This is a genomic window from Streptomyces caeni (assembly GCF_042678285.1).
GTDB lineage: Bacteria > Actinomycetota > Actinomycetes > Streptomycetales > Streptomycetaceae > Streptomyces > Streptomyces caeni.
In genome coordinates this window covers 159,693-182,202 of sequence record NZ_JBHUDX010000004.1, presented here as the reverse complement: position 1 = coordinate 182,202, position 22,510 = coordinate 159,693, and the positions used below count along the sequence as shown (strand labels likewise).

Below are 22,510 nucleotides of genomic sequence, written 5' to 3'. Positions count from 1 at the left end.
CCGCCCGCCGCGCTGCGACGGCCGCGCGGCAGGAGTCCCTGGGCGTGGCCCGCGTCGAGGAGGTGGACCGGGGGCCCGGCAGGCCGCTGGTGGGCCATGCGGGACCCGGAGGGCAACGAGTTCTGTCTGCCGTAGCCCGTCACCGGGCCCGCGGCCCGCGCAGCACCGGGTCCAGGACCGTCTGGAACCCGGTGGCGAGCCGTGGCCGGGACGGCGAACGCCGGGCGGGCCGGAGTGTCCGGCCCGCCCGGCGTCGAAGAACCGGCTCCCGTGAGGTGGTCAGCAGCCGACGAGGCGGCCCGCGAGGTAACCCTCGATCTGGTCGAGGGACACCCGCTCCTGCTTCATCGAGTCACGCTCGCGCACCGTCACCGCGTTGTCGTCCAGCGTGTCGAAGTCGACCGTCACGCAGTACGGCGTGCCGATCTCGTCCTGGCGGCGGTAGCGGCGGCCGATGGCACCCGCGTCGTCGAACTCGATGTTCCAGTTCCGGCGCAGGGTCTGGGCCAGGCCCTTGGCCTTCGGGGACAGTTCGGGGTTGCGCGACAGCGGGAGCACCGCGACCTTCACCGGCGCGAGGCGGTGGTCCAGGCGCAGCACCGTGCGCTTCTCCATCTTGCCCTTGGCGTTCGGCGCCTCGTCCTCGACGTAGGCGTCCAGGAGGAACGCCAGCATCGTGCGGCCGACGCCCGCCGCCGGCTCGATGACGAACGGCGTCCAGCGCTCGCCGGCCTCCTGGTCGAAGTACGACAGGTCCTGGCCGGAGGCCTTGGAGTGCGCGGAGAGGTCGTAGTCGGTGCGGTTGGCGACGCCCTCCAGCTCGCCCCACTCCGAGCCGCCGAACTGGAAGCGGTACTCGATGTCGGCCGTGCGCTTGGAGTAGTGGGAGAGCTTCTCCTTCGGGTGCTCGTACCAGCGCATGTTCTCCTCGCGCAGGCCGAGACCCCTGTACCAGTTCCAGCGCTCCTGCATCCAGTACTCCTGCCACTTCTCGTCCTCGCCCGGCTTGACGAAGAACTCCATCTCCATCTGCTCGAACTCGCGGGTGCGGAAGATGAAGTTGCCCGGCGTGATCTCGTTGCGGAACGACTTGCCCATCTGAGCGATGCCGAACGGCGGCTTGCGGCGCGAGGTCTGCTGGGTCTGGAGGAAGTTGGTGAAGATGCCCTGCGCGGTCTCGGGGCGCAGATACGCGACGGAGCCGCTGTCCTGCGTCGGGCCGAGGTGGGTGGAGAGCAGGCCCGAGAACTGCTTGGGCTCGGTGAACTGGCCCTTGGTGCCGCAGTTGGGGCAGTTGATCTCCGCGAGGCCGTCCTGCGGGAGGCGGCCGTGCTTGGCCTCGTACGCCTCCTCCAGGTGGTCGGCGCGGAAACGCTTGTGACAGGAGGTGCACTCGGTGAGCGGGTCGGTGAAGGTGGCGACGTGACCGGAGGCCACCCAGACCTCGGTCGCCAGGATCACCGACGAGTCGATACCGACGACGTCCTCGCGTGACGTCACCATGTAGCGCCACCACTGGCGCTTGATGTTCTCCTTGAGCTCGACACCAAGAGGTCCGTAGTCCCAGGCGGCCCGCTGACCGCCGTAGATCTCGCTGCAGGGGAATACGAAGCCACGGCGCTTGCTCAGGTTGACGATGGTGTCGATCTTGTCGGCGGCCACGGTGCTCTCTTCATTACGACGACGGGCGACGAAGCGACTGCTTCAGAGCATTGCTTCAGAGCGAATGCTTCAGGTTACCGGCGGGGGCTCCCCTCCGGCCAAATCGGTCGGCACCGGAAGCGGGTCCCCGGGTTCACGGACTCCTCACCCGGAGGCTTGTTGACAACGGTTTCCATCTTTGTTGAAAATGACTGTCATGAACGTACGACGACGCCTCATACCCGCGGCCGCCCTGACCGGTGTCACCGCCCTGACCCTCGCGGCGACCTCCGCCTGCTCCTCCGCCGGCGCCGCGGGCGGCGACACCGGAAGGTTCGACGTCGTCGCGTCGTTCTACCCGATGGCCTTCCTCGCCGAGCAGATCGGCGGGAAGTACGTCCATGTCACCAGTCTCACCCGGCCCGGGCAGGAACCGCACGACCTTGAGATCAGCGCCCGGCAGACCGCGCAGCTGGAGCAGTCCGACGCGGTGCTCTACCTCAAGGGCCTCCAGCCCTCCATCGACGACGCGGTGGCCCAGTCCGGGATCGGGACGAAGATCGACGCCGCCTCCCTGACCAGCCTGGAGGACCACGGCAACGAGGTCGGCGGGCACGCCGCCGCCCACGACGCCCACACGAGCGAAGAGAGCGGGGGCGAGGACCCGCACATCTGGCTCGACCCGGTGCGCTACGCCGAGGTCGCCAAGGGCGTCGGCAAGGCGTTCGAGAAGGCCGACCCGGACCACGCGGACGCCTACCGGAAGAACACCGACGCGCTGGTCAAGAGGCTCGGCGGCCTCGACGCGCGGTTCTCCGAGGGCCTGCGGAACACCCGGACCAAGGTCTTCATCACCACACACGCCGCCTTCGGCTACCTCGCCGAGCGCTACGGCCTCACCGAGGAGGCCATCAACGGCCTTGACCCGGAGTCCGAGCCCAGTGCCGCCCGCGTCAAGGACCTTGAGAAGATGGCGCGCACCGACGGCGTCTCCACGGTCTTCTACGAGACGCTCGTCAGCGACGAGACCGCGAAGACCATCGCCGAGGACGCGCACCTGACGACGGACGTCCTCGACCCGATCGAGGGCATCACCGCCAAGTCCCGTGGCCGCGACTACTTCCAGGTCATGGAGTCCAACCTGAACGCGCTGCGGAAGGCCCTGGGAACCAAGTGATCGTTACGGAGGACGCGATGGGCGAACCCGTCATATCCCTGCGCGGCGTACGCGCCGACCTGGGCGCACGCCCCGTCCTGCGCGGCATCGACCTCGCCGTGCACCGCGGTGAGGTCGTCGCGCTGCTCGGGGCGAACGGCTCGGGCAAGTCGACCGCCGTGCGCAGCGTCATCGGCCAGGTGCAGACCGACGCCGGCGAGATCGAGCTGTTCGGCACACCGCAGCGCCGCTTCCGCGACTGGCACCGCATCGGCTACGTGCCGCAGCGCACGACCGCCGCGGGCGGCGTGCCCGCCACGGTGACCGAGGTGGTCTCCTCCGGCCGGCTCTCCCGCGCCCGCTTCAGCATCCTGCGCAGGGCCGACCGTGAGGCCGTACGGAGGGCACTGGACCTGGTCGGCATGGCGGACCGGTCCGGGGACTCCGTGAACGCGCTCTCCGGCGGCCAGCACCAGCGCGTGCTGATCGCCCGCGCGCTCGCCTCCGAACCCGAACTGCTGATCATGGACGAGCCGATGGCGGGCGTCGACCTGGCCAGCCAGGAGGTGCTCGCCCGGACCCTGCGGAGCCAGGTCGCGGCCGGTGCGACCGTACTGCTGGTGCTGCACGAGCTGGGCCCCCTGGAGCCGCTCATCGACCGGGCGGTCGTGCTGCGCGACGGCTGCGTCCTGCACGACGGCCCGCCCCCGAAGGCCGTGGGCCAACATGCCCTGCCCGGCCATGACCACGTGCACCCGCACACCACCGCGGGCGCCGAACCGACGCGCACGGGACTGCTGAGCTGATGGACCTCCTGAACTACGCCTTCATGCAGCGGGCCCTGCTCGCCGCCGTCCTGGTCGGCATCACCGCACCGGCCGTCGGCATCTACCTCGTACAGCGCCGCCAGGCCCTGATGGGCGACGGCATCGGCCATGTGGCGATGACCGGCGTCGGCCTGGGCTTCCTGCTGTCGGCCTCACCGGTGTGGATGGCGACCGCCGTCTCGGTGCTCGGCGCGGTCCTGATGGAGCTGATCCGCTGGTACGGCAGGACACGCGGCGACATCGCGCTCGCCATGCTCTTCTACGGCGGCATGGCGGGCGGTGTGATGTTCATCAACCTCGCGCCCGGCGGCTCCAACGCGAACCTGACCTCGTACCTGTTCGGGTCGCTGTCGACGGTCTCCCCCTCGGACGTCGTGGCGATCTGCCTGCTGGCGGCGTTCGTGGTCCTGGTCACCCTCGGACTGCGCCGCCAGCTCTTCGCGGTCAGCCACGACGAGGAGTTCGCGCGGGTGACCGGCCTGCCGGTGCGGGCGCTGAACCTGCTGACGGCGGTCACCGCGGCGGTGACGGTGACCGTCGCGATGCGGGTGGTCGGTCTGCTGCTGGTGTCGGCACTGATGGTGGTCCCGGTGGCGGCGGCGCAGCAGCTGGGCCGCAGCTTCACCGCGACCTTCGCGATCGCGGTCGCCATCGGCGTCACCGTGACCATCGGCGGCACGATCACGTCGTACTACCAGGACGTGCCGCCCGGTGCGACGATCGTGCTGCTGACGATCGCCGCGTTCATCGCGCTCACCGCGCTGGCGACGCCGCTCGCCCGGCGACGCGCGCGGGCGCTGGCCGCCGCGCAGACCGCCGGGGACCCCGTGGAGTGCGCGATCCCGGCCGGCCGGGAGGCCGCCGACGGAGCCGGAGTCTGACCACGCACAGGCCGGGCTGGCACAATGGCCCGGCAAGGCGCAGACGTGAGCCGTGAGAGAGCCGAAGGGGCGCGCCCCGCAGGTGAGCGAGCCATCGAGAAGGAGGCAACGGTGACGACCGCCGGCCCGCCCGTACGGGGACGATCCACCCGCCAGCGCGCCGCCGTGGCTGCGGCGCTCGACGAGGTCGACGAGTTCCGCAGCGCGCAGGAGCTCCACGACATGCTCAGACACAAGGGCGACTCCGTCGGCCTCACCACCGTCTACCGCACCCTGCAGTCCCTCGCCGAGGCCGGCGAGGTCGACGTCCTGCGCACCTCCGACGGCGAGTCGGTGTACCGCCGCTGCTCCACCGGCGAGCACCACCACCACCTGGTCTGCCGCGTCTGCGGCAAGGCGGTCGAGGTCGAGGGCCCGGCGGTGGAGAAGTGGGCCGAGGCGATCGCGGCCGAGCACGGCTACGTCAACGTGGCGCACACGGTGGAGATCTTCGGAACGTGCGCGGCGTGCGCGAGCGCCGCGACCGAGGGCTGACGACCGGCACCGCAGCGGGCGCCCAGGGGCCGAAGGCGAGGGTGCCCGCGCAAGCCGCAGGCGACGCTCACGCGCGGGGCAGCTGCCGGTCCAGCAGGGCCCGCAGCCGGTCCACGTCCTCCGGGCTCCGCGCACCCCGTTTGACGAGCACCACCGCGCAGGTTCCTCCACGGTCGGGGCTGCGCAGCAGGAAGCAGCGGTCGGTCTCGGCGTAGGTGCCGTAGTTGGCCCACCCCATGCGCGCGTCGACGTGGGCGCTGACCGTGCGGACGCCCTGCTCGCCGACGGTCACCCGCATCACACCGTGGTGCTGGTTCGCCCCGATCAGCCGGCGGGCCATCTTCTGGGGCACCCGGGACATCAGCACCGGCCAGAGCGCGAGCATCACCCCGAACGAGACGAGGGTGGCGTCGTCGCCCCGCACGCCCCCGACCAGCAGCGCCACCCCGAACAGGGCGAAGCCCACCAGGACGACGGGGCGGTGGAGGATCCCCGCCCTGCCCTGCCTGCGCAGCATCACCCGCAGGGCGTCGGTCATCTCCTCCTGCCGGTACTCGTACTCCAGTACGACATCGGTCTCGTGCTGCTCCACGGTCCGCTCGACCATGGCCCCTCCCCAGGTGATCGCCGGTGACGAGCCATGATCGTAACGGCAGGGCGTGACGGAGCACGCCGGGTTATTCCTGGTTGCCCTCCATGGCCAGCAGCTCCTCGTTCGGGATCGCCCCGCCGAACCGGCGGTCGCGGGAGGCGAACTCCACGCACGCCCGCCACAGGTCGCGCCGGTCGAAGTCCGGCCACAGGACGTCCTGGAACACCATCTCGGCGTAGGCGCTCTGCCAGATCAGGTAGTTGGAGGTGCGCTGCTCGCCGCTCGGCCGCAGGAACAGGTCCACGTCCGGCATGTCCGGGTAGTACATGTACCTCGCGAGGGTCTTCTCCGTGACCTTCGACGGATCGAGCCTGCCCGCCTTCACGTCCTCCGCGAGGGCCTGCGCCGCGTCCGCGATCTCGGCGCGGCCGCCGTAGTTCATGCAGAAGTACAGCGTGAGCATGTCGTTGCCCTTGGTCTGCTCCTGGGCGACCTGGAGCTCCTTGGCCACCGACTTCCACAGCCTGGGCATCCGGCCCACCCAGCGCACCCGGATGCCGAGCCCGTCGAGCTGGTCGCGGGTCTTGCGGATGAAGTCGCGGTTGAAGTTCATCAGGAAGCGCACCTCGTCCGGCGAGCGCTTCCAGTTCTCCGTGGAGAACGCGTAGAGGGAGATGTTGCGGACGCCGATCTCGACCGCGCCCTGCAGCACGTCCAGCACCCGCTCCGCGCCGACCTTGTGCCCCTCGGTGCGCGGCAGGCCGCGCTCCTTGGCCCAGCGGCCGTTGCCGTCCATGACGATCGCCACGTGGTTCGGCACCAGCTCGCCGGGGAGCTTCGGCGGGCGGGCCCCGGACGGGTGCGGCTCCGGCGTCTTGTACTCGCGGCGCTGGCGCCCCAGGAACCCGCGTACGGCCATGTGCTTCTCGTCTCCCTCGTTCTGCTGTCGTTCTGCTGCTGTCGTCTGCTGCTGTTTCTGCTGTTCCGCCTACTGCTCCACGTACCGGAGCGAGCGCAGTCCGCGCTCCAGGTGCCAGTGCAGATACGCCGACACCAGTCCGCTGCCCTCCCGGACGTACCGCGGCTCGCACGCGTCCGCGGTCTCCCAGTCTCCCGTGAGCAGCGCGCCGAGCAGTTCGAGGGCCCGCGGCGAGGGTACGACGCTGCCGGGCACCCTGCAGTCCCCGCAGACGACCCCGCCGGACGCCATGGAGAAGAAACGGTTCGGGCCGGGTATGCCGCACTTCGCGCAGTCGCCGAAGCTGGGCGCGTAGCCGTTGACGGCGAGGGAGCGCAGCAGGAAGGCGTCCAGCACGAGGTGCGGCGCATGCTCGCCCCGGGCGAGGGTGCGCAGTCCGCCGACCAGCAGCAGATACTGCTGCACCGCCGGCTCGCCCTCGTGGTCGGTGAAGCGCTCGGCGGTCTCCAGCATGGCCGTACCGGCCGTGTAGCGCGCGTAGTCGGTCACGATGCCGCCGCCGTAGGGAGCGATGGTCTCGCTCTGCGTGCACAGCGGCAGGCCGCGCCCCACCAGCTCGCTCCCCCGCGCGAAGAACTGCACGTCCACATGGGAGAAGGGCTCCAGCCGGGCCCCGAACTTGGACTTGGTCCGCCGCACCCCGCGGGCCACGGCGCGCACGCGTCCGTGCCCGCGGGTGAGCAGGGTGATGATCCGGTCCGCCTCACCCAGCCTCTGGGTGCGCAGCACGATGCCGTCGTCGCGGAACAGGCTCATGAGCCCCATTCTGCCCTCCTGCGAGCCCGTGCGGCCGGGCGAGCCGGAGACCAGCGGATGGGCATATCGGTGATATCGATGTTTTTCATGACCCGCGCCCATGCCCGCCCCGATCCGCCGGCCGCCCCCTCAGCGGTCGCCGCGGAGCACACCGCACCGGATCCCCGCGCGTGGCGCATGCTCGCCGTCGCGCTGAGCGCCACCTTCATGGCGAGCTTCGACCTCTTCGTGGTCAACATCGCCACGGCGGCGCTCCACACCGATCTGCGCATGAGCGACGCGGCGCTGGAACTCGTCGTCGCCGGGTACGGGTTCGCGTACGCGGCGGGCCTGGTGACCGGCGGCCGGCTCGGTGACCGGTACGGCTACCGGCGGATGTTCGTCACCGGCCTGTCCGCCTTCACGGCGACCTCGCTGCTGTGCGGGCTCGCCCAGTCCCCGGCCCAACTCGTCGCGGCCCGGCTGGCGCAGGGCCTCGCGGCGGCCGTGATGGTGCCGCAGGTGCTCTCGCTGGTCACGGCCCACTTCCCGGCCGCGCACCGGGGCCGGGCCACCGCGTGGTACGGCGCCGTCAACGGGATCGGCGCGGTCACCGGGCAGTTGCTCGGCGGACTGCTGCTCGAAGCGGACGTCCTCGGGCTGGGCTGGCGCACCGTCTTCCTGGTGAACGTGCCGGTCGGCCTGATCGCCGCCGGATTCGCCCTGCTCGTGCTGCCACCGCCCGCACGGGGCCGGACTGACCGGCGGTTCGATCCGCTGGGCGCGGTCGGCGTCACGCTCACCCTGGCCCTGGTCCTGGCGCCGCTGTCACTCGGCCGCCAGGAGGGCTGGCCGGTGTGGACCTGGGTCTGCCCGGCCGTCGCCGTGCCCACGGGCCGGCTCACCCTGGGCTGGCAGCGGACCCTGCGGGAGCGCGGCGGCGACCCCGTGGTGCATCCCGGGCTGCTCGGCAACCGCCCGTTCACGACCGTGCTCCTCGCGATCGGCCTCTTCCAGTCCTACTTCGGGGCCTACCTGTTCACGCTCGCCCTCCTCCTGCAGGGCGGCCTCGGCGCCCGCCCCGTCACGGCGGCCGTGGTCTTCGTCCCCCAGGCCGTGCTGTTCAGCACCGCCTCGTTGCTCAGCGGACGACTGACGGCCCGGCACGGGACGGCCGTGCCCGCCACCGGGGCCGCGCTGATCATCACCGGTCTGACCGCCCTCGCCGCCCACCTCGCGATCGCCGGGAACGACGTCACCGGCCCCGCGCTGATGCCCGCGCTCGCCCTCATCGGCCTCGGCAACGGCCTCCTGCTGCCGCCGCTGATCGGCTTCGCGCTGGCCCGCGTCGGCCCGGCGGAGGCGGGGTCCGCCTCCGGCACGCTCAGCACCACCCAGCAGTTCGCCAGTTCCCTGGGGGTCACCGTGTTCGGCATGGTCTTCTTCGCCGCGGCCGGCCCCGGCCTGCGCTCGGCCCCCACAGCGATGGTGACCGTCACGGCCGTGTTCGTCATCCTGATCGCGGCGGTCGCGTCCCTGCTGCGGGCCGTCGCCCGCCACCGCGCGGGCTGACGCGGGGGCGTTCCCGCCCGGGAGGGGAGAACATCAAGACCGGGCCCGCCCGGGAGGGGAGCACGTCAAGACCGGGCCCGCCCGGGAGGGAGCGCGTCGAGGCCCACCCCGGAAGGGAACGCCTCAAGGCCGGCCCCACCCGGAAGGAACACCTCAAGACCCGCCCCGGAAGGAAGCACCTCAAGGCACCTCGCCCCGGCTGCGGGCGTTGGCGTACGCGGTCGCCGCGCTCAGGCGCTCCGTCGGGGTCGCGATGCGCACGGCCCCCGGCTCGGCATCCCACTCCCTGCCACCGCCGTACGGCCGCAGCTGTACGTACGGCCCCTCGTGCCCCATCACCACGCCCACCCGTCCGGTGCGGACGTCGACGGCGTACGCCCCGATCGGCGGCCTCATCCCACCTCCGCGACCCGCTCGGCGCGCAGGGCCGCCGCGAGGCGGGCGGCGACGCCGGCGGAACAGCCGCCCAGTTCAACGAGTGGACACGGTGCCTCACGCGCAACACTCACCGGGTCGAGCCGGAGCGACGGCAACAGGATTCCGGCGCTCGCGAGCGCCGCACGCAATTCCTTCACGATGTCCTCCGCCTCTTCGACGCAACGCGCCGAGTGCCGTCCCCCGAGTGATACATGTGCCGCAGACACGTGCTCCCCTTCCTCTCCGGCTTTTACGCTTCGCATCTCCACGGTGACGTTGCGCATCTATACTCGGCAGCCATCCGGGCTCTACAAGCGCGGGGCAGCGAAAGGGCGTTCAGCTATGGCCGGCAGTTCGCGCCAGGTGGCGTGGGAGTTCTTCGGCGCGGAGCTGAAACGGCGGCGGGAGAACGCGGGATTGACGCTTTCGAGCGCACGTGGCGACAGCTGATCGACGACAAGCGGTACGCGGATTACTTCGCGGAGTCGTGGAGCTGGAGCGGACGGCGACGAAGATCTGCGAGTTCGCGCCGACGTTGGTGCCGGGGCTGTTGCAGACGGCGGAGTACACACGAGCGGTGACCCTGGCGAGCAGCCCGTTCGTCGCACGGGAGCACATCACGGGAGCACATCCAGGAGAAGGTGGCGGCCCGCGCGGAGCGGGCGCGCATCCGGTCAGCACCCGGAGTTGGCGGGCGCATCAGCACCCCGCATGCACGCCGGGCGGGTTCGGCGTCCACCGCAAAGCCGGTGGGCGCAACCGCCCACCGGGGCACACCGGGCCGAACCGGCGCCTGCGGCAGGACGGAGCCTCGGCGAGCGGCCGCCGGGCTCCTTCGAGAAACGCGTCGCGTCCGCCGGACGGTTCCTCCGCCCGCTCACGGTGCCCGCTGGTCGACCGGTTGGTGCATCCGTTCACTTCCTCACTTCCCTGCCTTCCCACCCGTACGAACAGGCCCATCGGCCTACCGCCCGTCCGGCACCGTCGCCTCCCGGAGTTCCGGGTCGAGTTCGCCGGGGTCCCGGTGTGCCGTCTCGTGGCGCAGCAGCGTCAGGTGGGCCGCGGCCAGGGCCAGCAGGACCCCGACGTTGAGCAGGGCCGCCGCGTGCAGGCCGTCGGTGAAGGCCCTTCGGGCGAGGGCGAGGAGTTCGCCGCCGAGCCGTTCCGGCAGCCGGCCGGCGACCTCGGCGGCGCCGCCCAGGGTGGCGCGGGCGGCCTCGGTGAGGTCGGGTCCGATGCGGCCCGGAAGGCTGCCGCCGTCCATCGTCGCCCGGTACACGGCCGCGGCGACGGATCCGGCGACGGCCACGCCCAGCGCCTCGCCCAGGTTCGCGCCGGTCTCCCCGACCCCCGAGGCGTTGCCGGCGCGTTCGGGTGGGGCGCTGCTGATGATCACGTCGTTGGTCAGGGCGAGCGCCGCCTGGATGCCGAAGGAGGCGATGGCGAAGGCGATGACGGCGGGGACCGGTCCGGATGTCGTGCGTGCCTGGGTGAGCAGTACCAGGCCCGGTACGGACAGCAGGAACCCACCCGACATGATCCAGAGCGGGTTCGTCCGGTTCGCCGCGAGTGGGGCCAGCAGCGCGCCCACCACGCCCGCCGCCACCGCGGGCAGCGTCCACAGCCCGGTCGCCAGGGGGGACAGTCCCAGCACCAGTTGGAAGTACTGCAGGAGCAGGAACTGTGTGCCGGTCACCGCGAAGAGCCCCAGGGTCAGCCCGCCGAGCGACACCCCGAACGCCGGGCGGGAGAACAGCCTCAGGTCGAGCATGGGGTCGGCGAGCTTCAACTGCCTGCGCACGAAGACCGCACCGAGGCAGAGCCCCACGACCATGCTCAGCAGCGGCAGTGCGTGAAGGCCGTGCTGGGCGACCTGTTTGAAGCCGTAGACCACCGGCAGCACGGTCGCGATGGACAGGACGGCGCTGAGCGGATCGAGCCGCCCGGCCTGCGGGTCGCGGAATTCGGGCAGCAGCAGCGGGCCGGCGATCAGCAGGACGACGCCTACCGGCACCCCGAGCAGGAACACCGAGCCGTACCAGAAGTGCTCCAGGAACAGCCCGCCGATCAGCGGGCCGATCATTCCGCCGATGCTGAAGTTGGTCATCCACACCGCGACCGCGAGCCGCCGCTGCCCCGGGTCGCGGAACATGTTGCTGATCAGGGAGAGCGTCGACGGCATCAACGTGGCCCCGGCGACCCCGAGCAGCGCCCGCGAGGCGATGAGCATCCCCACGCCGGACGAGCAGGCGGCGAGCAGCGAGGCCGCTGCGAAGGCGGCGGCGCCCGAGAGCAGGAGTCTGCGGCGCCCGATCCGGTCCCCCAGCGTTCCCATGGTGGCGAGGAAGCCGGCGACCATGAAGCCGTAGATGTCGATGATCCACAGCAGTTCCGTGGTGCTCGGATGCAGTCGCTCGCTGAGGTGGGGCGCGGCCAGGTGCAGCACGGTCATGTCGAGACCGATGAGCATCGTCGGCAGCGCGAGGACGGCCAGTCCGGTCCATTCCCGTCGTCCGGCCCGCGCCGGAACCCCGGCACGGGCGTCTGACGTGCCCCGGGCCACCGGCGTCAACCGGTCGCTCGGGAGGAGACCGGCGCGCCGCGGTAGGCGTCCAGCAGGCGGCGTACGGCGTAGGTGACCGGGACCGGATGGTGCAGCGCCTCGTCGGGTGTCAGCCATACGGCCGAGGTGCCCTCCGGGCCGAGGTGCACCGCGAGGCCGGTGTCCACCGCGTCGGCGGTGCGGTAGACGTGCCACAGATGGGCGTCGGCGCCGCGGCGGCAGCCGTCACCGGGTACGGGGACGCGGGCCAGGTGTTCCAGCCGCTCACCGGCGATGCCGGTCTCCTCCCGGAGTTCGCGCGCCGCCGCCTCGCCGGGGTGCTCGCCGCACTCGACGTGTCCGGCGGGGATCGTCAGGCCGAAGGGGAACGCCGTGCGGTCGAAGAACAGGAGGCGGCCGCGGACGTCATGGACGAACACGCCCGCCGTCTCGTGCCAGTACTCGCCGTCGGCGTCCGTCCACCACCGGACCGCGGGATCGAGCACCAGCGCCCGGTCGGCGGTGTGACCGCAGGCGGGGCACACGCAGTGCCGCCGGCCGCCGGTGGTGCGCCACTCCACCGGCTCGCCGTGGCAGCGCAGGCAGTAGTGGTGCTCGGCGCCGTCGTTCAGCGCGTGCGGTGGAAGGAAGTCCAGTTTCATGTCTCATCACCGTTCTCCGGCCTCCCGTCACGAACGTGCCGGACGTGCCGGACGGCGCGGCTTCGCGCGGCGGACGGCCCGGTGTCCTGGGCGCGAAGCCGGGTGCGTCGGCCGACGGGCCCGTCAGTCGTCCAGGCCGTACCGGAGGAACAGCTCCTTGTCGCCCGCGACATAGGAGGTGTCGGTGATCACCGTCTGGTCGGACGGGCCCCGGCTGCACATGCACATGTGCCGGCCGGTGGAGACGACCCGCGCCGCACGGGCACCGCCCGAGGTCATGATCTCCTCGGCGATGTCCTTCACGAGGTGCTCCTGGATCTGGAACCTGCGGCTGAACGCCTGTACCAGCCGGGGGAACTTGCCGAGGCCCAGGATCCGGTCGCCGGGCACGTAGGAGATCGCCACCTTGCCGTAGAAGGGCAGGAAGTGGTGCGCGCAGATCGAGTAGTAGTTGATGTCGTGCACGCGGACCACGCCGGCGTGCTCGCCCTTGACCTCGACCGTGGTCTTGAGGATGGTCGAGGTGTCGATCTCGTAGCCGCTCAGCAGTTCGCGGTAGGCCCGTACGATACGGGGTTCGCATTCCGGTTCCTGGTACCAGTCGAGCGCGCGCTTGTCGGTGGTGACGTTCTGTTCGAGCCACTCGGCGATGCTGCTCATGAAACACCTCCTGATGGGCGCCCATGGCGCCTTGAGTGCTGCTGTTTCAGGTCGCCCTGCGGCCGGCTCCGCGAAAGCGGTTGCCCGAGGAACTCGATCACGACGTTCCGACGGGATCCGACGGGTCCGAGGGAATCCGAGGGAATCCGACGGGATCCGACGGGATCCGACGGGATCCGACGGGATCCGACGGGATCGGTCGCTGTTGTCGACCAGAGCCAGAAGCGCGTACGCACGTGCTGTGAACAGCAGCTTCGTGCTGACTGTGCCATGCTGCCCGCCGCTGTCCGGGGCACGCAACTTGTCGGAGATGTCCGAGTGATCCCTCACTCTCCCGGCCTCTCCCGGGGGCCGCCGTCGCGGGGGGGCCGCCATGGCCGCCGCGACGTCGAGCCGCCCCCCGGGGTTCAGCCGGACGCCGTGCTGGGTTCGGGCTCGGAGTCCGGACCGCCGGGCTCGGTGGCCTCCCACAGCACGTTGAACCGGCTGACCCGCTCCTCGACGTGCTGGCGGGTCATCTTCAGCAAGGTCTTGGCGGGCACGATCTCCACGTCGGGCTCGGTCTCGTAGGACAGCTCCCCGTCGAAGAGGATGAAGTCGTTGAGCGGGGTCACCTGGGCGCGCGGCGGCAGCAGCGACCGGACCGCGATGCGGGCGTCGATGCCGAACTCCCGGTGCCGGTCGCACAGGCGCTCCAGGCTCTCTGTGCGCTCCTCGGGCCTGCTGACGAGGAACAGCCGCCGCACCTCCACACCGCGCTGCTTGATCGCCTCTTCCTGCGCCTTCAGATAGCGGTTCGCGGGCTCGCTGAACCAGAAGTCACGGTCCACCGAGGTGCTGGTCGCGTACACCGTCTTCCTGGCACAGGTGGTGAGATCGATCAGCCAGTCGTGGTTCTCTCCGGGACAGTCGGCGCTGCCGTTGCTGAGGCTCTCCATCAGCGAGGCGAGCCGGCCTATCTCCTCCTGGGCGAAGGTCTTGACGATCTCCGAACCGTGCTCGCCGACCTGGGTGTACTTGCGGGCCAGCCGGGTCACCCCGTCGGAGCGGAGCACCGACCGGTCCACCTGGCTGAACAGCTCCGTGGCGTCGTTGATCTTGGCGAAGCTCTCGTCGACGGCCGCGCGCATCTGCGCATTGTGCTCGGCCAGGCTGTCCTTCATCTCGCGGATGCGCTTCTTGTGGCCCGACTCCATGGTCTCCAGCCGCTGCTCGAACTCCACGAGGTACTGGATGATCAGCGCGGCGCCGCCGAGGACGACGGACACGGTCAGCTGCCACACCTGGTTCTTGTCCTGGTTGAGGACGCTGGTCAGGACCCAGGTGCCGCCGGCGACTAAGACCGTGAACAGAGTCTTCCTGAGGAGCTTCGGTATCTGCGTCTGGTCCTGGGTCCTCGGCGCGGTCCTGACTTCCCCTGTCGATGCTCCGTTCATATGAGCCTCCCCCGTCGGGTGTGTCGTTGTGCCGCCCTTCAGCGCGTGCTCAGTGCCTCGTGCAGCAACGGAACGGCCTGGACGGCCAGTTGGTCGCGGATGCGCTGGACCAGGGTCTGCCACTGGCGTGTGAACCCCGGTTCCCGTTCCAGCACGTCCCACAGGTGGCCCAGCGTGCGGTCCACGTGGGCGCGGGGCATCCACAGATGCAGTAGGTGATCGACGGCCGGGCGCAGGGCCAGGACGGCCGAGGGGCCGTCCGCCGCGCCGAGCCTGCTGCTGTCGAGCATGTGCACCACGGTCGTCAGCAGCCAGTCGTGCAGGGCGAGGTCCTCGCACAGGCCCGCCGCTGCGGCGGCCGGGGTGTCCTGCGGCAGCCGCAGCTCCACGGTCCGCAGCCCGTCCTCGGCGAGCGTGAAGCGCTCCAGTGACGGCCCCTCGCCCTCGGGGCCGCGCCGTGCGGCCCAGCGCAGATGGGTGCGCCGGGACTTGAAGGGTGCCTTGTGGTCGAGCAGCGGATGGCGCACCACCTGGGCGAACAGCCCCTCGGCGATCATCCCGAGGTCCAGTTCACCGCGTCCGCCGCCCCGCAGTACGCCCTCGGCGGTGGCCTGTTCGGGGAGCTTCCCGAAGGGTTCGACCAGGCCGGGCCTGACGAGGTAGTGGCCCCAGGGGCGGCGCGTGTCGGGGCCTGCGGCCGGGGCGCTGAAGTAGGCGGTGGCCTGCAGGACGCGGCCTTCGGTGAGCGCGGCGCGGGCGGCCACCGTGCCGACGCCGCGCACCTTGGCTCCGTTGGAGGTGGGCAGCCGGCAGTCCACTCCGGTGAGGACCTCCGGGGAGAGCGCGTACAGGTTGGGGCGTTCGGAGACGCGGACCAGTTCGTCGGCGCGCAGCCGCAGCAGTTGGGCGGCGGCCCGGCCGTCCAGCGCCTGGAAGGACGGCAGCAGGCCGGTGCGCACCTCACCGCAGGCGAGAACCGGGCGGGCCGACTGTCCGGGAGGCGGCATCTCAGGTCTCCCCGGGGGAGAAGGCGGGCGCGGGCTCCTCGTAGAACACGTAGGTGGCGCGCTGCGCGACGGCCGCCGGCACGGCGGCGCCCTCGCGCGCGGAGCGCTCGGCGACCTGCCGCAGTGCGCCCACGTCGACGTCTATCTGGTCGAGGATGAGCCGGACGGCGTCCTCGACGGCCAGGAAGCGGTTCGGCATCAGGGTGCAGGTGCGGTACGCGCTGAAGGGTGTCGCGGAGGCGTTGAGCTGGATCAGCGGCGGCAACCGGTCCCAGTCGTAGGGGAAGCCGGCACCGTTCCAGGGGCGCGGGGTGAGCACGGGCTCACCGAGGTGGCGCAGGAGGCCGAGGCGGGCCAGTTGCCAGACGGCGGCGAGGAACGGGCAGGACCACAGGCGCTGTCCGTCCTTCTCCGACCACAGTTCGACGTCCATGAACACGGAGTGGTTGCGGGCCGCCGTCTCCTGGGGCGGCTGCCAGACGCTGACCTCCATGGCGCGGCGGGAGGTGGGGCTGCGCTGCCCGTTGGCGAGCCAGCCGGTCTGGCTGACGGGCGGGCGGGAGCCGTGGCTGCCCGGCGGCGGCGACTCGACGAGGCGGTGCATCACGGCCTCGGCCAGCTCGATCTTGTCGGCGACGGCGCAGCCCGATTCGCGGGCGAGGTAGTCGATGACCAGTCCGGCCCGCCCGGCCTCTTCGAGGATCACGGGGACGAGCTCGGCGGGCGTGGAGAAGCGGGTGAAGTAGTCGTCGACGAGGAAGCAGGTGCTGATGCGGGGCCGCTTGCCACCGGTGCGGCGGGCGGCGGCGGCGCGGGCGGCGTCCACCCAGATCCGTACCTCGGCGAAGTGCTCGCGCAGCCGCTCGGGGCCGGCCTCGAAGTCCTCCATGTAGAGGTGGCCGAGCTCCAGGGAGAGGTGGGACAGCGGGACGGACTGGGTGCGGGGCTCTGCGGCGGTCTCGCGGAACACGGCTTCCGTCACGGCTGCTCCCAGTACTTGTCGTCGGTGAGCCGTCCGGCCAGCTCGCTCAGCGCCTCCCAGGTCTCCCTGTTGGCGATCTGGCTGTCGAGCACGTCCTCGTCGGTGATGAGCTGTTCGCGCCACTGCAGGACGGGCTCCAGGGGCACGGAGCCGAGGACCTGGCTGTAGCCGATGCCCTGGGCGGAGGCGAGGTGCTTGAGGTCCCGGTCGCACTCGCGCATCCACGCCGACTGGGTGGCCGACACCTGGGACCACAGTGGCGACTCGGGATCGGGGACGGCGGCCCGTACGAAGCGGATGACGGCGCGCAGCGCGTCCTCGTCGTGGCCGCGGGCCACGCCTCCGGCGACGATGCCGCGCCTGCCGAAGACCAGGCTGGCGGCGGCGGCCACGTGCTGGCGGGTCCAGCGGTGGAAGACGAGCCAGCGGAACTGCACGCCGCTCATCTCGCGCTGCGCGGTGGCCTCCAGGACCATGTCGACGGCGTAGCTGCGGCCGGCGCTGAGGTCGACGACGATCAGGTCGAACTCGCTGTTGAGCCGGAGCAGGAGGTCCACGCAGCGGCGCAGGTTGTCGTCGGTGGTGGCGAACTCGCCGCCGCTGAGGTCGCCGGGCATCAGGACCAGGCGGCCGGAGCCGGGCGGCCGGTTGCGCAGCACCCGGTGCTCGGTGTCGGACCAGACGTCGATGCGGGCCGGTTCGCCGACATCGCCCACCAGATAGGAGTGCAGTCCGCAATCCTCGGCGGCCTGGCGTGCGTCGGGCACGTCGAAGACGGCCGACGCGGTGGGCGAGCCGAAGTCGAAGTCCAGGTAGCAGACGTCGTCGCCGGCCAGCGCACGGTGGTAGGCCAGGTTGGCGCTGGTGACGGAGCGGCCCGTGCCTCCCTTGTCGGAGGCGGCGAACAGGAGCACGGTCACACCCCCTGGACCGCGGCTTCGCGGGCCCGGGCCAGGGCGTCCAGCTGTCCGAGGACGTCGAGGGCCAACGCGCAGGCGGTGCCGGGTTGTTCGTCCACGAGCGTGCGGGCGCGGCGCAACTTGACCTCGATGCCTCTGAGTTCCAGGCCGCGGTTGCCCTCGCTGGCGGGGGCGGGCTCCATCTGCTCGTTGCCGAGGAGGTGCGTGGACTCGCTCAGCAACGCCTGGGCGAGGTCGGTCAGTTTCGTGCTGCGGATCGGCGGCTGCTTGTACATCTCCTGGACTTGGACCATCACCTCGGTGACGCGTTCGGTGATGCTCCAGGACACCGGTACGTCGAGGGACGGGGAGTCCGGGTAGGCGGCGTGGACGTTGTCCCACAGGCCGATGCCCTCACCGTCGCGCAGGCGGCGGCGCCACACGTGGCCGAAGATGTGCTCGGCGAGTCTCAGCAGGCGGTCGTGTGCGTCGAGGTTGCGGGAGAGCGTGCACAGCTGGATGGTCCGCTTGAGCAGCTGCGCCGAGAAGTCGGTCATGGTCCACTGCATGGGCGGGCCGATGCGTTCGCTGCCCTGCAGCGGCAGGGTGACGCCGGGGTTGTGCAGCCGGACCATGGGGTCGTCGCGGGTCATGCGGCTGGTGATGCGGCCGCGTTCGGCGAGGCGTTCCATGACGCTGACGGTGCGGGTCAGGTCGTCGTCGGTGGCCCGGCGGCGCATCAGGTCGTGGATGAGGATGGCGGCGACGGAGAGGGAGAAGTACTCGGACTCCAGCTTCTGGCCCGTGGTGCGCCAGGGGATGTCCTCCAGGGGCCAGCGGTCGGTGTCGAAGCGCGCGATGCGCGACCAGAACTGCTGGGTGATCTCCCACCGCAGGCGTAACGCCTCGGCGAGCCTCTGCTGTTCGGGGCTGAGCAGGCCCAGGGTGAGGGTCCGGTCGGAGAACAGGTCCTGGATGCCGTCGAGGGCGACGACGGAGAAGTAGAGGTACGGCACCGCGTTGGCGACGCCCTCGGGCTGGGTCCCGATGGGTTCATCGGTCTCCACCTCGGGCGCGTCCTTGATGATGCTCCAGCCCCAGCCGCACTCGAAGAACTGGTTCTCGTCCTTGAGGCCCTCCTCGACGTCGAGGCCGAGGACGAGGCTCTCCCCGATGGCGGCGCGCAGCGCGCGGAAGCGGCGCTGGAACTTCTGCACCACGTGGCGCTGCGACAGCCGCCCCTGGCCGAGGAGTTCGCACAGCGTACGGCCCTGGGAGGAATCGGTGTCGAAGACGTTGACGGTGAAGGAGCGCAGCAGGCTCACCATGGCGGCGGTGAGCCGGGCGCTGGTGGCGAGGCGCAGTTCCTGGATGGTCTCCAGGACGTCGCTGCGGCGGGTCTTGGACTCGTAGACCTTGAGGAAGCCGAGCGTGGCCAGGCAGAGGGTGATGGACATCGAGTACGAGTCGACCACCCCGAGCTCACGCTGTTCCTTGGTGAGGTCCCGGTCCTTGTCCCTGGAGGAGAAGTAGTAGCCGCCGGCGAACGACGGCCGCTTGTCCTCGCCGGTGTGCATGCGCATGAACTGGGCTGCGGCGGCGACGAGGTTCGCGGGGATCTCCAGCCGTCCGCCTGCCCTGCGCATCGTCTGCTGGACGTCGTCCTGTGTGGTGTCCGGGTCGTCCAGCCGGAAGGCCGGGATCTCGGTAGCCGGGTACAGCAGGCAGAGCAGGCGCTCCGCATCGGCGACGCTGCTCTCTCCGCCCCATTTGCCCCATGCCCACTCCCCGCCGTCGAAGGAGTGGCGGGCGATCGCCTGCCAGATGTCCAGCAGATGCTGGCGTGGCTTGATCTGCATCCCATGCCCCTCACACAGGCCGCGCTGCCATCAGCTCGGTGAATTCTCTGTTCTCTTGTCGAAGCCGCGCTCCTCAACCGGTCGGAATATCGGACTCCGAATTCCTGCGCCCCCAGGCGACGATCATTCCCGAATACCCCTCGCGCAGGGCGGCCGACGCCTTGAGCCGCGTGGTCTTGAACTCCCGGGCGAAAGGCACCAGGCTCTCGTGCACCTCCGACTCTCCCACGTCGCACGCGGGGAAGAAATGCTCACCCGCGTGATACCCCGTGGAATGCTCCATGAACGCGGCGGCGAAGGGCGCGCCGGGGGCCAGGGCGCGCAGGAAGCACTCGACGCCCCGGGCGAACTCCTTGTGGGAGGTGGTCATCGACTCCGCGACGAAGAACATGGTCCCCATGGACCACTGCCCCTCGTGGTGCACCAGGTCGAACAGGTTGCCCGACCGGACCCGGACGACGTCGCGGAACTTCGCCCGCGGATCCATGTCCAGGGCGCCGTACACGTCGTTCTTGCACAGGACGCGCCAGAACTGGTCCCAGTTCGCGTCGTAGGAATCGACCTGGCTCTCCAGGTAGCGCACATTCGCGGGTGAACGCTCCAGGAGGGTGATCTGGTCGCACCACGGCAGCATGGCGAGTGCGGGATAGAGGTTCGCGCCGGCACCCACATCGATACCGGAGACCGGTCCGGGGGGCGGCGTTCGGAAATGATCGCCGAAATGATCGCGTACGATGTGGAGAATCTCCGCGTCCTCTGCCTGCAGGTCGCGGTAATTGTGATCCACATAGGCGATGGGGTCGAATGCGGCCCATGATACGTCCGCATTCAGTTGAGTATCCCCCGACGATCTCAAGGTCATTGGCTTACGGTACCAACGCCAGGCACCCCGCGGATCCCCTCCGACCAAGTGTCATGGAAGGCGACTACGGCACATGGGGCGCACCGGGGGCGCACCGGGGCGAATGACTTGTTGGACCTGATCCCACCTTGAACGGCCAGATCACCCCGCTCAAGATGGTCGGAACTCTGTCGAACACATCCGAACGGCAGAGATCACGCGTCCCACCCGTATCACCCGTGCGGGTGTCAACGCGTCCTTGACTCCTTTCCGCTTGGGGGGCGGCATGGCTGCGTTTCCACAGGAACGTTTCTCTTCGCATGGGGGCCGGACCGGCCCGGCGCTGTTCCACGACCGGGGGCTCGTCGACCGGACGCTGACGATGAGGGGAGCCACGGAGGAGGACCTGCCCGAACTCGTCCGGGTCGACAGGGAGGCGTTCCCCGACGACCCCTACCCCTACTTCGTGCTCCGCCAGCTCTTCGACCTGCACGCGGACCAGCTGCTCGTCCTCGAGGACGGGGAGCGCCTGCACGGCTACGTCCTGTTCGTCATCTCACCCGACCGCTACCGGGGTTGGATCGTCAGCCTCGGCGTCACCCGCGACCAGCGGGGGCGCGGGCTGGGCCGGCGGCTGATGCTGGAGGTGCTGCGCCGGCTGCGCGCCGAGAGCGTCCGCGAGGTCCGGCTGACGGTGGAGCCGGCGAACGATGCCGCGATCACGCTGTACCGGTCGCTCGGCTTCTCGTCCGACGAGGGCGTGCGCAAGGACTACTTCGGCGCCGGGGAGGACAGGCTCATCATGACGCTCGGGCTGTGAACCTCACGGCGCGGGGGCCGTGAGGCTCATGAGGCCCGCTCGGACGGTCAAGCGCCGGGCGTACCGCGCTGCCAGGGCGTCTCCACGGCGTGCCGGTCGCAGTGCGCGCGGACGTACGCCACGACGTTCCCGGCGGCACGCCGTCCAGCACGGCGAGGCAGGCCGGCGCCGTGCCGGTGCGGCCGCGACCGCCGCCGCGGGCGACCTCGACACGCTCGGCGGCGGCGCGGTCCCACGCCCCGGCGAGCAGCCGGCGCGCCTGGGAACGGCTGCCGGGCAGGCGGAAGTCGGGCCAGCGCAGCCAGCCGGCCTCCCAGGAGACGACGGACCGGCGATCAAGCACGCCACCGCCTCCCGCCACCAGCGGCCCGCGGCCTCCCGGGCGAGTCGGCCGCCGGGCACCGCTTCCGCTGCCACCATCCTGTGCGGGAGGGCGAGCCGGCGCGCGAGCCCCTGCGGCAGGCGGCACACCCCTCCCCGGCCACCGCCGTGGCCGACGTACCCCACCAGAAGAACGCCAGGGAGCCCTGATGACCCTGCCCGCCCCGCTGACCGGTGTCGTCCCGCCCGTCTGCACCCCTCTGACGCCGGAAGGCGAGGTCGACGTCCCCTCGCTGCTCGGGCTCGTGGACCATCTGGTGACGGGCGGGGTGGACGCCCTGTTCGTCCTGGGGTCGTCCTCGGAGGCGGCTCACCTGACGGACAGTCAGCGCCGTCTGGTGGTGCGGACGGTGGTGGCGCACGTGGCCGGCCGGCTGCCGGTCCTGGCCGGGGCGATCGACATGACGACGCCGCGTGTGCTGGACCACGTGGCATACGTGGTGGAGGCGGGCGCGGACGCGGTGGTCGTCACTGCGCCGTTCTATACCCGGACGCATCCCGCCGAGATCGCCCGCCACTACCGGCTGGTCGCCGGCCGCTCCCCCGTGCCGGTGATCGCCTACGACATCCCCGTCTCCGTCCACACCAAGCTGAGCGCCGAGCTGGTCCTGGAGCTCGCCGCGGACGGGACGCTGGCCGGGCTGAAGGACTCCAGCGGCGACCTGGCCGGCTTCCGCGCGGTCGTCACGGGCGCCCGTGCGCGGGCCGGCATCACGGGCTTCAGCGCGCTGACGGGGTCCGAGCTGGTCGTGGACTCGGCCCTGGCGCTGGGCGCGGACGGGGCGGTGCCGGGCCTGGCGAACGTGGACCCGGAGGGCTACGTCCGTCTGGACCGCCTGTGCCGTGCGGGCGACTGGGACGCGGCGCGGGCGGAGCAGGAGCGGCTGTGCGCGCTGTACGGGATGACGGGCGTCGGGGACAGGGCCCGGATGGGCGCGAGCTCGTCGGGCCTGGGGGCGTTCAAGGCGGCGCTGTACCTGCGGGGGGTGATCGCCTGCCCGGCGACGGCCCAGCCGCAGGTGCCCCTGTCGGAGGGGGAGGTGGAACGGGTCGGGAAGCATCTGGCGGCGGCCGGGCTGCTGTAGCG

The 22,510-nt window shown here is 71.0% G+C and carries 22 protein-coding genes and 2 pseudogenes; 8 read left to right on the top strand and 16 right to left on the bottom strand.

The genetic code is table 11. The features are described from left to right. Window positions 1-279: 279 nt before the first annotated feature. Window positions 280-1,662: a glycine--tRNA ligase gene (locus tag ACFSL4_RS02240; protein WP_381077647.1), complete on the bottom strand. Its 1,383-nt coding sequence runs from the start codon at window positions 1,660-1,662 to the stop codon at window positions 280-282. A 196-nt stretch (window positions 1,663-1,858) separates the two neighbouring features. Between ACFSL4_RS02240 and ACFSL4_RS02235 the strand changes: the two genes are divergently transcribed. The 4 genes from ACFSL4_RS02235 (at window position 1,859) to ACFSL4_RS02220 (ending at window position 5,039) form a co-directional block, all read left to right on the top strand. Then, on the top strand, window positions 1,859-2,818 hold the full coding sequence (locus ACFSL4_RS02235; RefSeq protein ID WP_381077644.1) for a metal ABC transporter substrate-binding protein: 960 nt from the start codon (window positions 1,859-1,861) through the stop codon (window positions 2,816-2,818). A gap of 17 nt (window positions 2,819-2,835) precedes the next feature. Then, a complete protein-coding gene (locus ACFSL4_RS02230; protein WP_381077642.1) occupies window positions 2,836-3,603 on the top strand; it encodes a metal ABC transporter ATP-binding protein in 768 nt (255 codons plus the stop codon). Continuing rightward, on the top strand, window positions 3,603-4,505 hold the full coding sequence (locus ACFSL4_RS02225; protein WP_381077640.1) for a metal ABC transporter permease: 903 nt from the start codon (window positions 3,603-3,605) through the stop codon (window positions 4,503-4,505). The genes ACFSL4_RS02230 and ACFSL4_RS02225 overlap by 1 nt, the downstream gene beginning before the upstream one ends. A gap of 111 nt (window positions 4,506-4,616) precedes the next feature. Continuing rightward, window positions 4,617-5,039 carry a Fur family transcriptional regulator gene (locus ACFSL4_RS02220; RefSeq protein ID WP_381077637.1) on the top strand — a complete coding sequence of 141 codons (423 nt, stop codon included), beginning with the start codon at window positions 4,617-4,619 and terminating at the stop codon, window positions 5,037-5,039. A gap of 67 nt (window positions 5,040-5,106) precedes the next feature. Here the strand turns inward: ACFSL4_RS02220 and ACFSL4_RS02215 are convergent, their stop codons facing one another. From ACFSL4_RS02215 to recO, 3 genes are all read right to left on the bottom strand, one after another. Next, on the bottom strand, window positions 5,107-5,646 hold the full coding sequence (locus ACFSL4_RS02215; protein ID WP_381077635.1) for a YcxB family protein: 540 nt from the start codon (window positions 5,644-5,646) through the stop codon (window positions 5,107-5,109). Between the two features lie 70 nt (window positions 5,647-5,716). Continuing rightward, on the bottom strand, window positions 5,717-6,550 hold the full coding sequence (locus ACFSL4_RS02210; RefSeq protein ID WP_381077633.1) for an isoprenyl transferase: 834 nt from the start codon (window positions 6,548-6,550) through the stop codon (window positions 5,717-5,719). Window positions 6,551-6,619: 69 nt separating this feature from the next. After that, on the bottom strand, window positions 6,620-7,366 hold the full coding sequence (gene recO, locus ACFSL4_RS02205; protein ID WP_381077630.1) for a DNA repair protein RecO: 747 nt from the start codon (window positions 7,364-7,366) through the stop codon (window positions 6,620-6,622). Between the two features lie 87 nt (window positions 7,367-7,453). Here recO and ACFSL4_RS02200 point away from each other — a divergent pair, with 87 nt between their 5' ends. After that, window positions 7,454-8,917 carry an MFS transporter gene (locus ACFSL4_RS02200; RefSeq protein ID WP_381077627.1) on the top strand — a complete coding sequence of 488 codons (1,464 nt, stop codon included), beginning with the start codon at window positions 7,454-7,456 and terminating at the stop codon, window positions 8,915-8,917. Between the two features lie 180 nt (window positions 8,918-9,097). Here ACFSL4_RS02200 and ACFSL4_RS02195 read toward each other — a convergent pair whose 3' ends face one another. Together ACFSL4_RS02195 and ACFSL4_RS02190 are read right to left on the bottom strand one after the other, a co-directional pair. Continuing rightward, window positions 9,098-9,313 carry a hypothetical protein gene (locus ACFSL4_RS02195; protein ID WP_381077625.1) on the bottom strand — a complete coding sequence of 72 codons (216 nt, stop codon included), beginning with the start codon at window positions 9,311-9,313 and terminating at the stop codon, window positions 9,098-9,100. After that, window positions 9,310-9,618 carry a hypothetical protein gene (locus tag ACFSL4_RS02190; protein WP_381077623.1) on the bottom strand — a complete coding sequence of 103 codons (309 nt, stop codon included), beginning with the start codon at window positions 9,616-9,618 and terminating at the stop codon, window positions 9,310-9,312. Before ACFSL4_RS02190 ends, ACFSL4_RS02195 begins: the two co-directional genes overlap by 4 nt. 58 nt (window positions 9,619-9,676) lie before the next feature. On the opposite strand from ACFSL4_RS02190, the pseudogene ACFSL4_RS02185 reads away from it, so the two are divergent. Further along, a pseudogene (locus ACFSL4_RS02185) lies at window positions 9,677-9,935 on the top strand (Scr1 family TA system antitoxin-like transcriptional regulator); the annotation flags it as partial. Between the two features lie 363 nt (window positions 9,936-10,298). On the opposite strand, the gene ACFSL4_RS02180 reads toward ACFSL4_RS02185, so the two are convergent. From ACFSL4_RS02180 to ACFSL4_RS02140, 9 genes are all read right to left on the bottom strand, one after another. Next, complete coding sequence (locus ACFSL4_RS02180) at window positions 10,299-11,804, bottom strand: MFS transporter (RefSeq protein WP_381077620.1); 1,506 nt, start codon at window positions 11,802-11,804, stop codon at window positions 10,299-10,301. A 98-nt stretch (window positions 11,805-11,902) separates the two neighbouring features. Next, window positions 11,903-12,538, bottom strand: a complete 636-nt coding sequence (locus tag ACFSL4_RS02175) for an NUDIX hydrolase (RefSeq protein ID WP_381077617.1) — start codon at window positions 12,536-12,538, stop codon at window positions 11,903-11,905. Window positions 12,539-12,661: 123 nt separating this feature from the next. Next, window positions 12,662-13,198 carry a GTP cyclohydrolase I gene (folE, locus tag ACFSL4_RS02170; RefSeq protein ID WP_381077615.1) on the bottom strand — a complete coding sequence of 179 codons (537 nt, stop codon included), beginning with the start codon at window positions 13,196-13,198 and terminating at the stop codon, window positions 12,662-12,664. Window positions 13,199-13,605: 407 nt separating this feature from the next. Continuing rightward, entirely contained in the window at window positions 13,606-14,634 is a 1,029-nt protein-coding gene (locus ACFSL4_RS02165; protein ID WP_381077613.1) for a DUF6879 family protein, read from the bottom strand. A 38-nt stretch (window positions 14,635-14,672) separates the two neighbouring features. After that, the gene (locus ACFSL4_RS02160) at window positions 14,673-15,641 is read right to left on the bottom strand and encodes an SCO2521 family protein (RefSeq protein ID WP_381077611.1); all 969 of its coding nucleotides are present in this window, start codon (window positions 15,639-15,641) and stop codon (window positions 14,673-14,675) included. 1 nt (window position 15,642) lies between these two features. Beyond that, window positions 15,643-16,623 (bottom strand): SCO2522 family protein, encoded by a 981-nt coding sequence (locus tag ACFSL4_RS02155; RefSeq protein ID WP_381077609.1) that lies wholly within the window; start codon window positions 16,621-16,623, stop codon window positions 15,643-15,645. Then, on the bottom strand, window positions 16,620-17,537 hold the full coding sequence (locus ACFSL4_RS02150; protein ID WP_381077716.1) for an SCO2523 family variant P-loop protein: 918 nt from the start codon (window positions 17,535-17,537) through the stop codon (window positions 16,620-16,622). Before ACFSL4_RS02150 ends, ACFSL4_RS02155 begins: the two co-directional genes overlap by 4 nt. A gap of 2 nt (window positions 17,538-17,539) precedes the next feature. Further along, a complete protein-coding gene (locus ACFSL4_RS02145) occupies window positions 17,540-19,381 on the bottom strand; it encodes an SCO2524 family protein (protein WP_381077606.1) in 1,842 nt (613 codons plus the stop codon). A gap of 73 nt (window positions 19,382-19,454) precedes the next feature. Beyond that, window positions 19,455-20,243: an SCO2525 family SAM-dependent methyltransferase gene (locus tag ACFSL4_RS02140; RefSeq protein ID WP_381077603.1), complete on the bottom strand. Its 789-nt coding sequence runs from the start codon at window positions 20,241-20,243 to the stop codon at window positions 19,455-19,457. A 265-nt stretch (window positions 20,244-20,508) separates the two neighbouring features. On the opposite strand from ACFSL4_RS02140, the gene ACFSL4_RS02135 reads away from it, so the two are divergent. Further along, entirely contained in the window at window positions 20,509-21,042 is a 534-nt protein-coding gene (locus ACFSL4_RS02135; protein ID WP_381077600.1) for a GNAT family N-acetyltransferase, read from the top strand. Window positions 21,043-21,092: 50 nt separating this feature from the next. On the opposite strand, the pseudogene ACFSL4_RS02130 reads toward ACFSL4_RS02135, so the two are convergent. After that, window positions 21,093-21,451: pseudogene (locus ACFSL4_RS02130) on the bottom strand (protein phosphatase); the annotation flags it as partial. 121 nt (window positions 21,452-21,572) lie between these two features. On the opposite strand from ACFSL4_RS02130, the gene ACFSL4_RS02125 reads away from it, so the two are divergent. After that, window positions 21,573-22,508: a dihydrodipicolinate synthase family protein gene (locus ACFSL4_RS02125; RefSeq protein WP_381077597.1), complete on the top strand. Its 936-nt coding sequence runs from the start codon at window positions 21,573-21,575 to the stop codon at window positions 22,506-22,508. The last annotated feature ends 2 nt before the right edge of the window (window positions 22,509-22,510 follow it).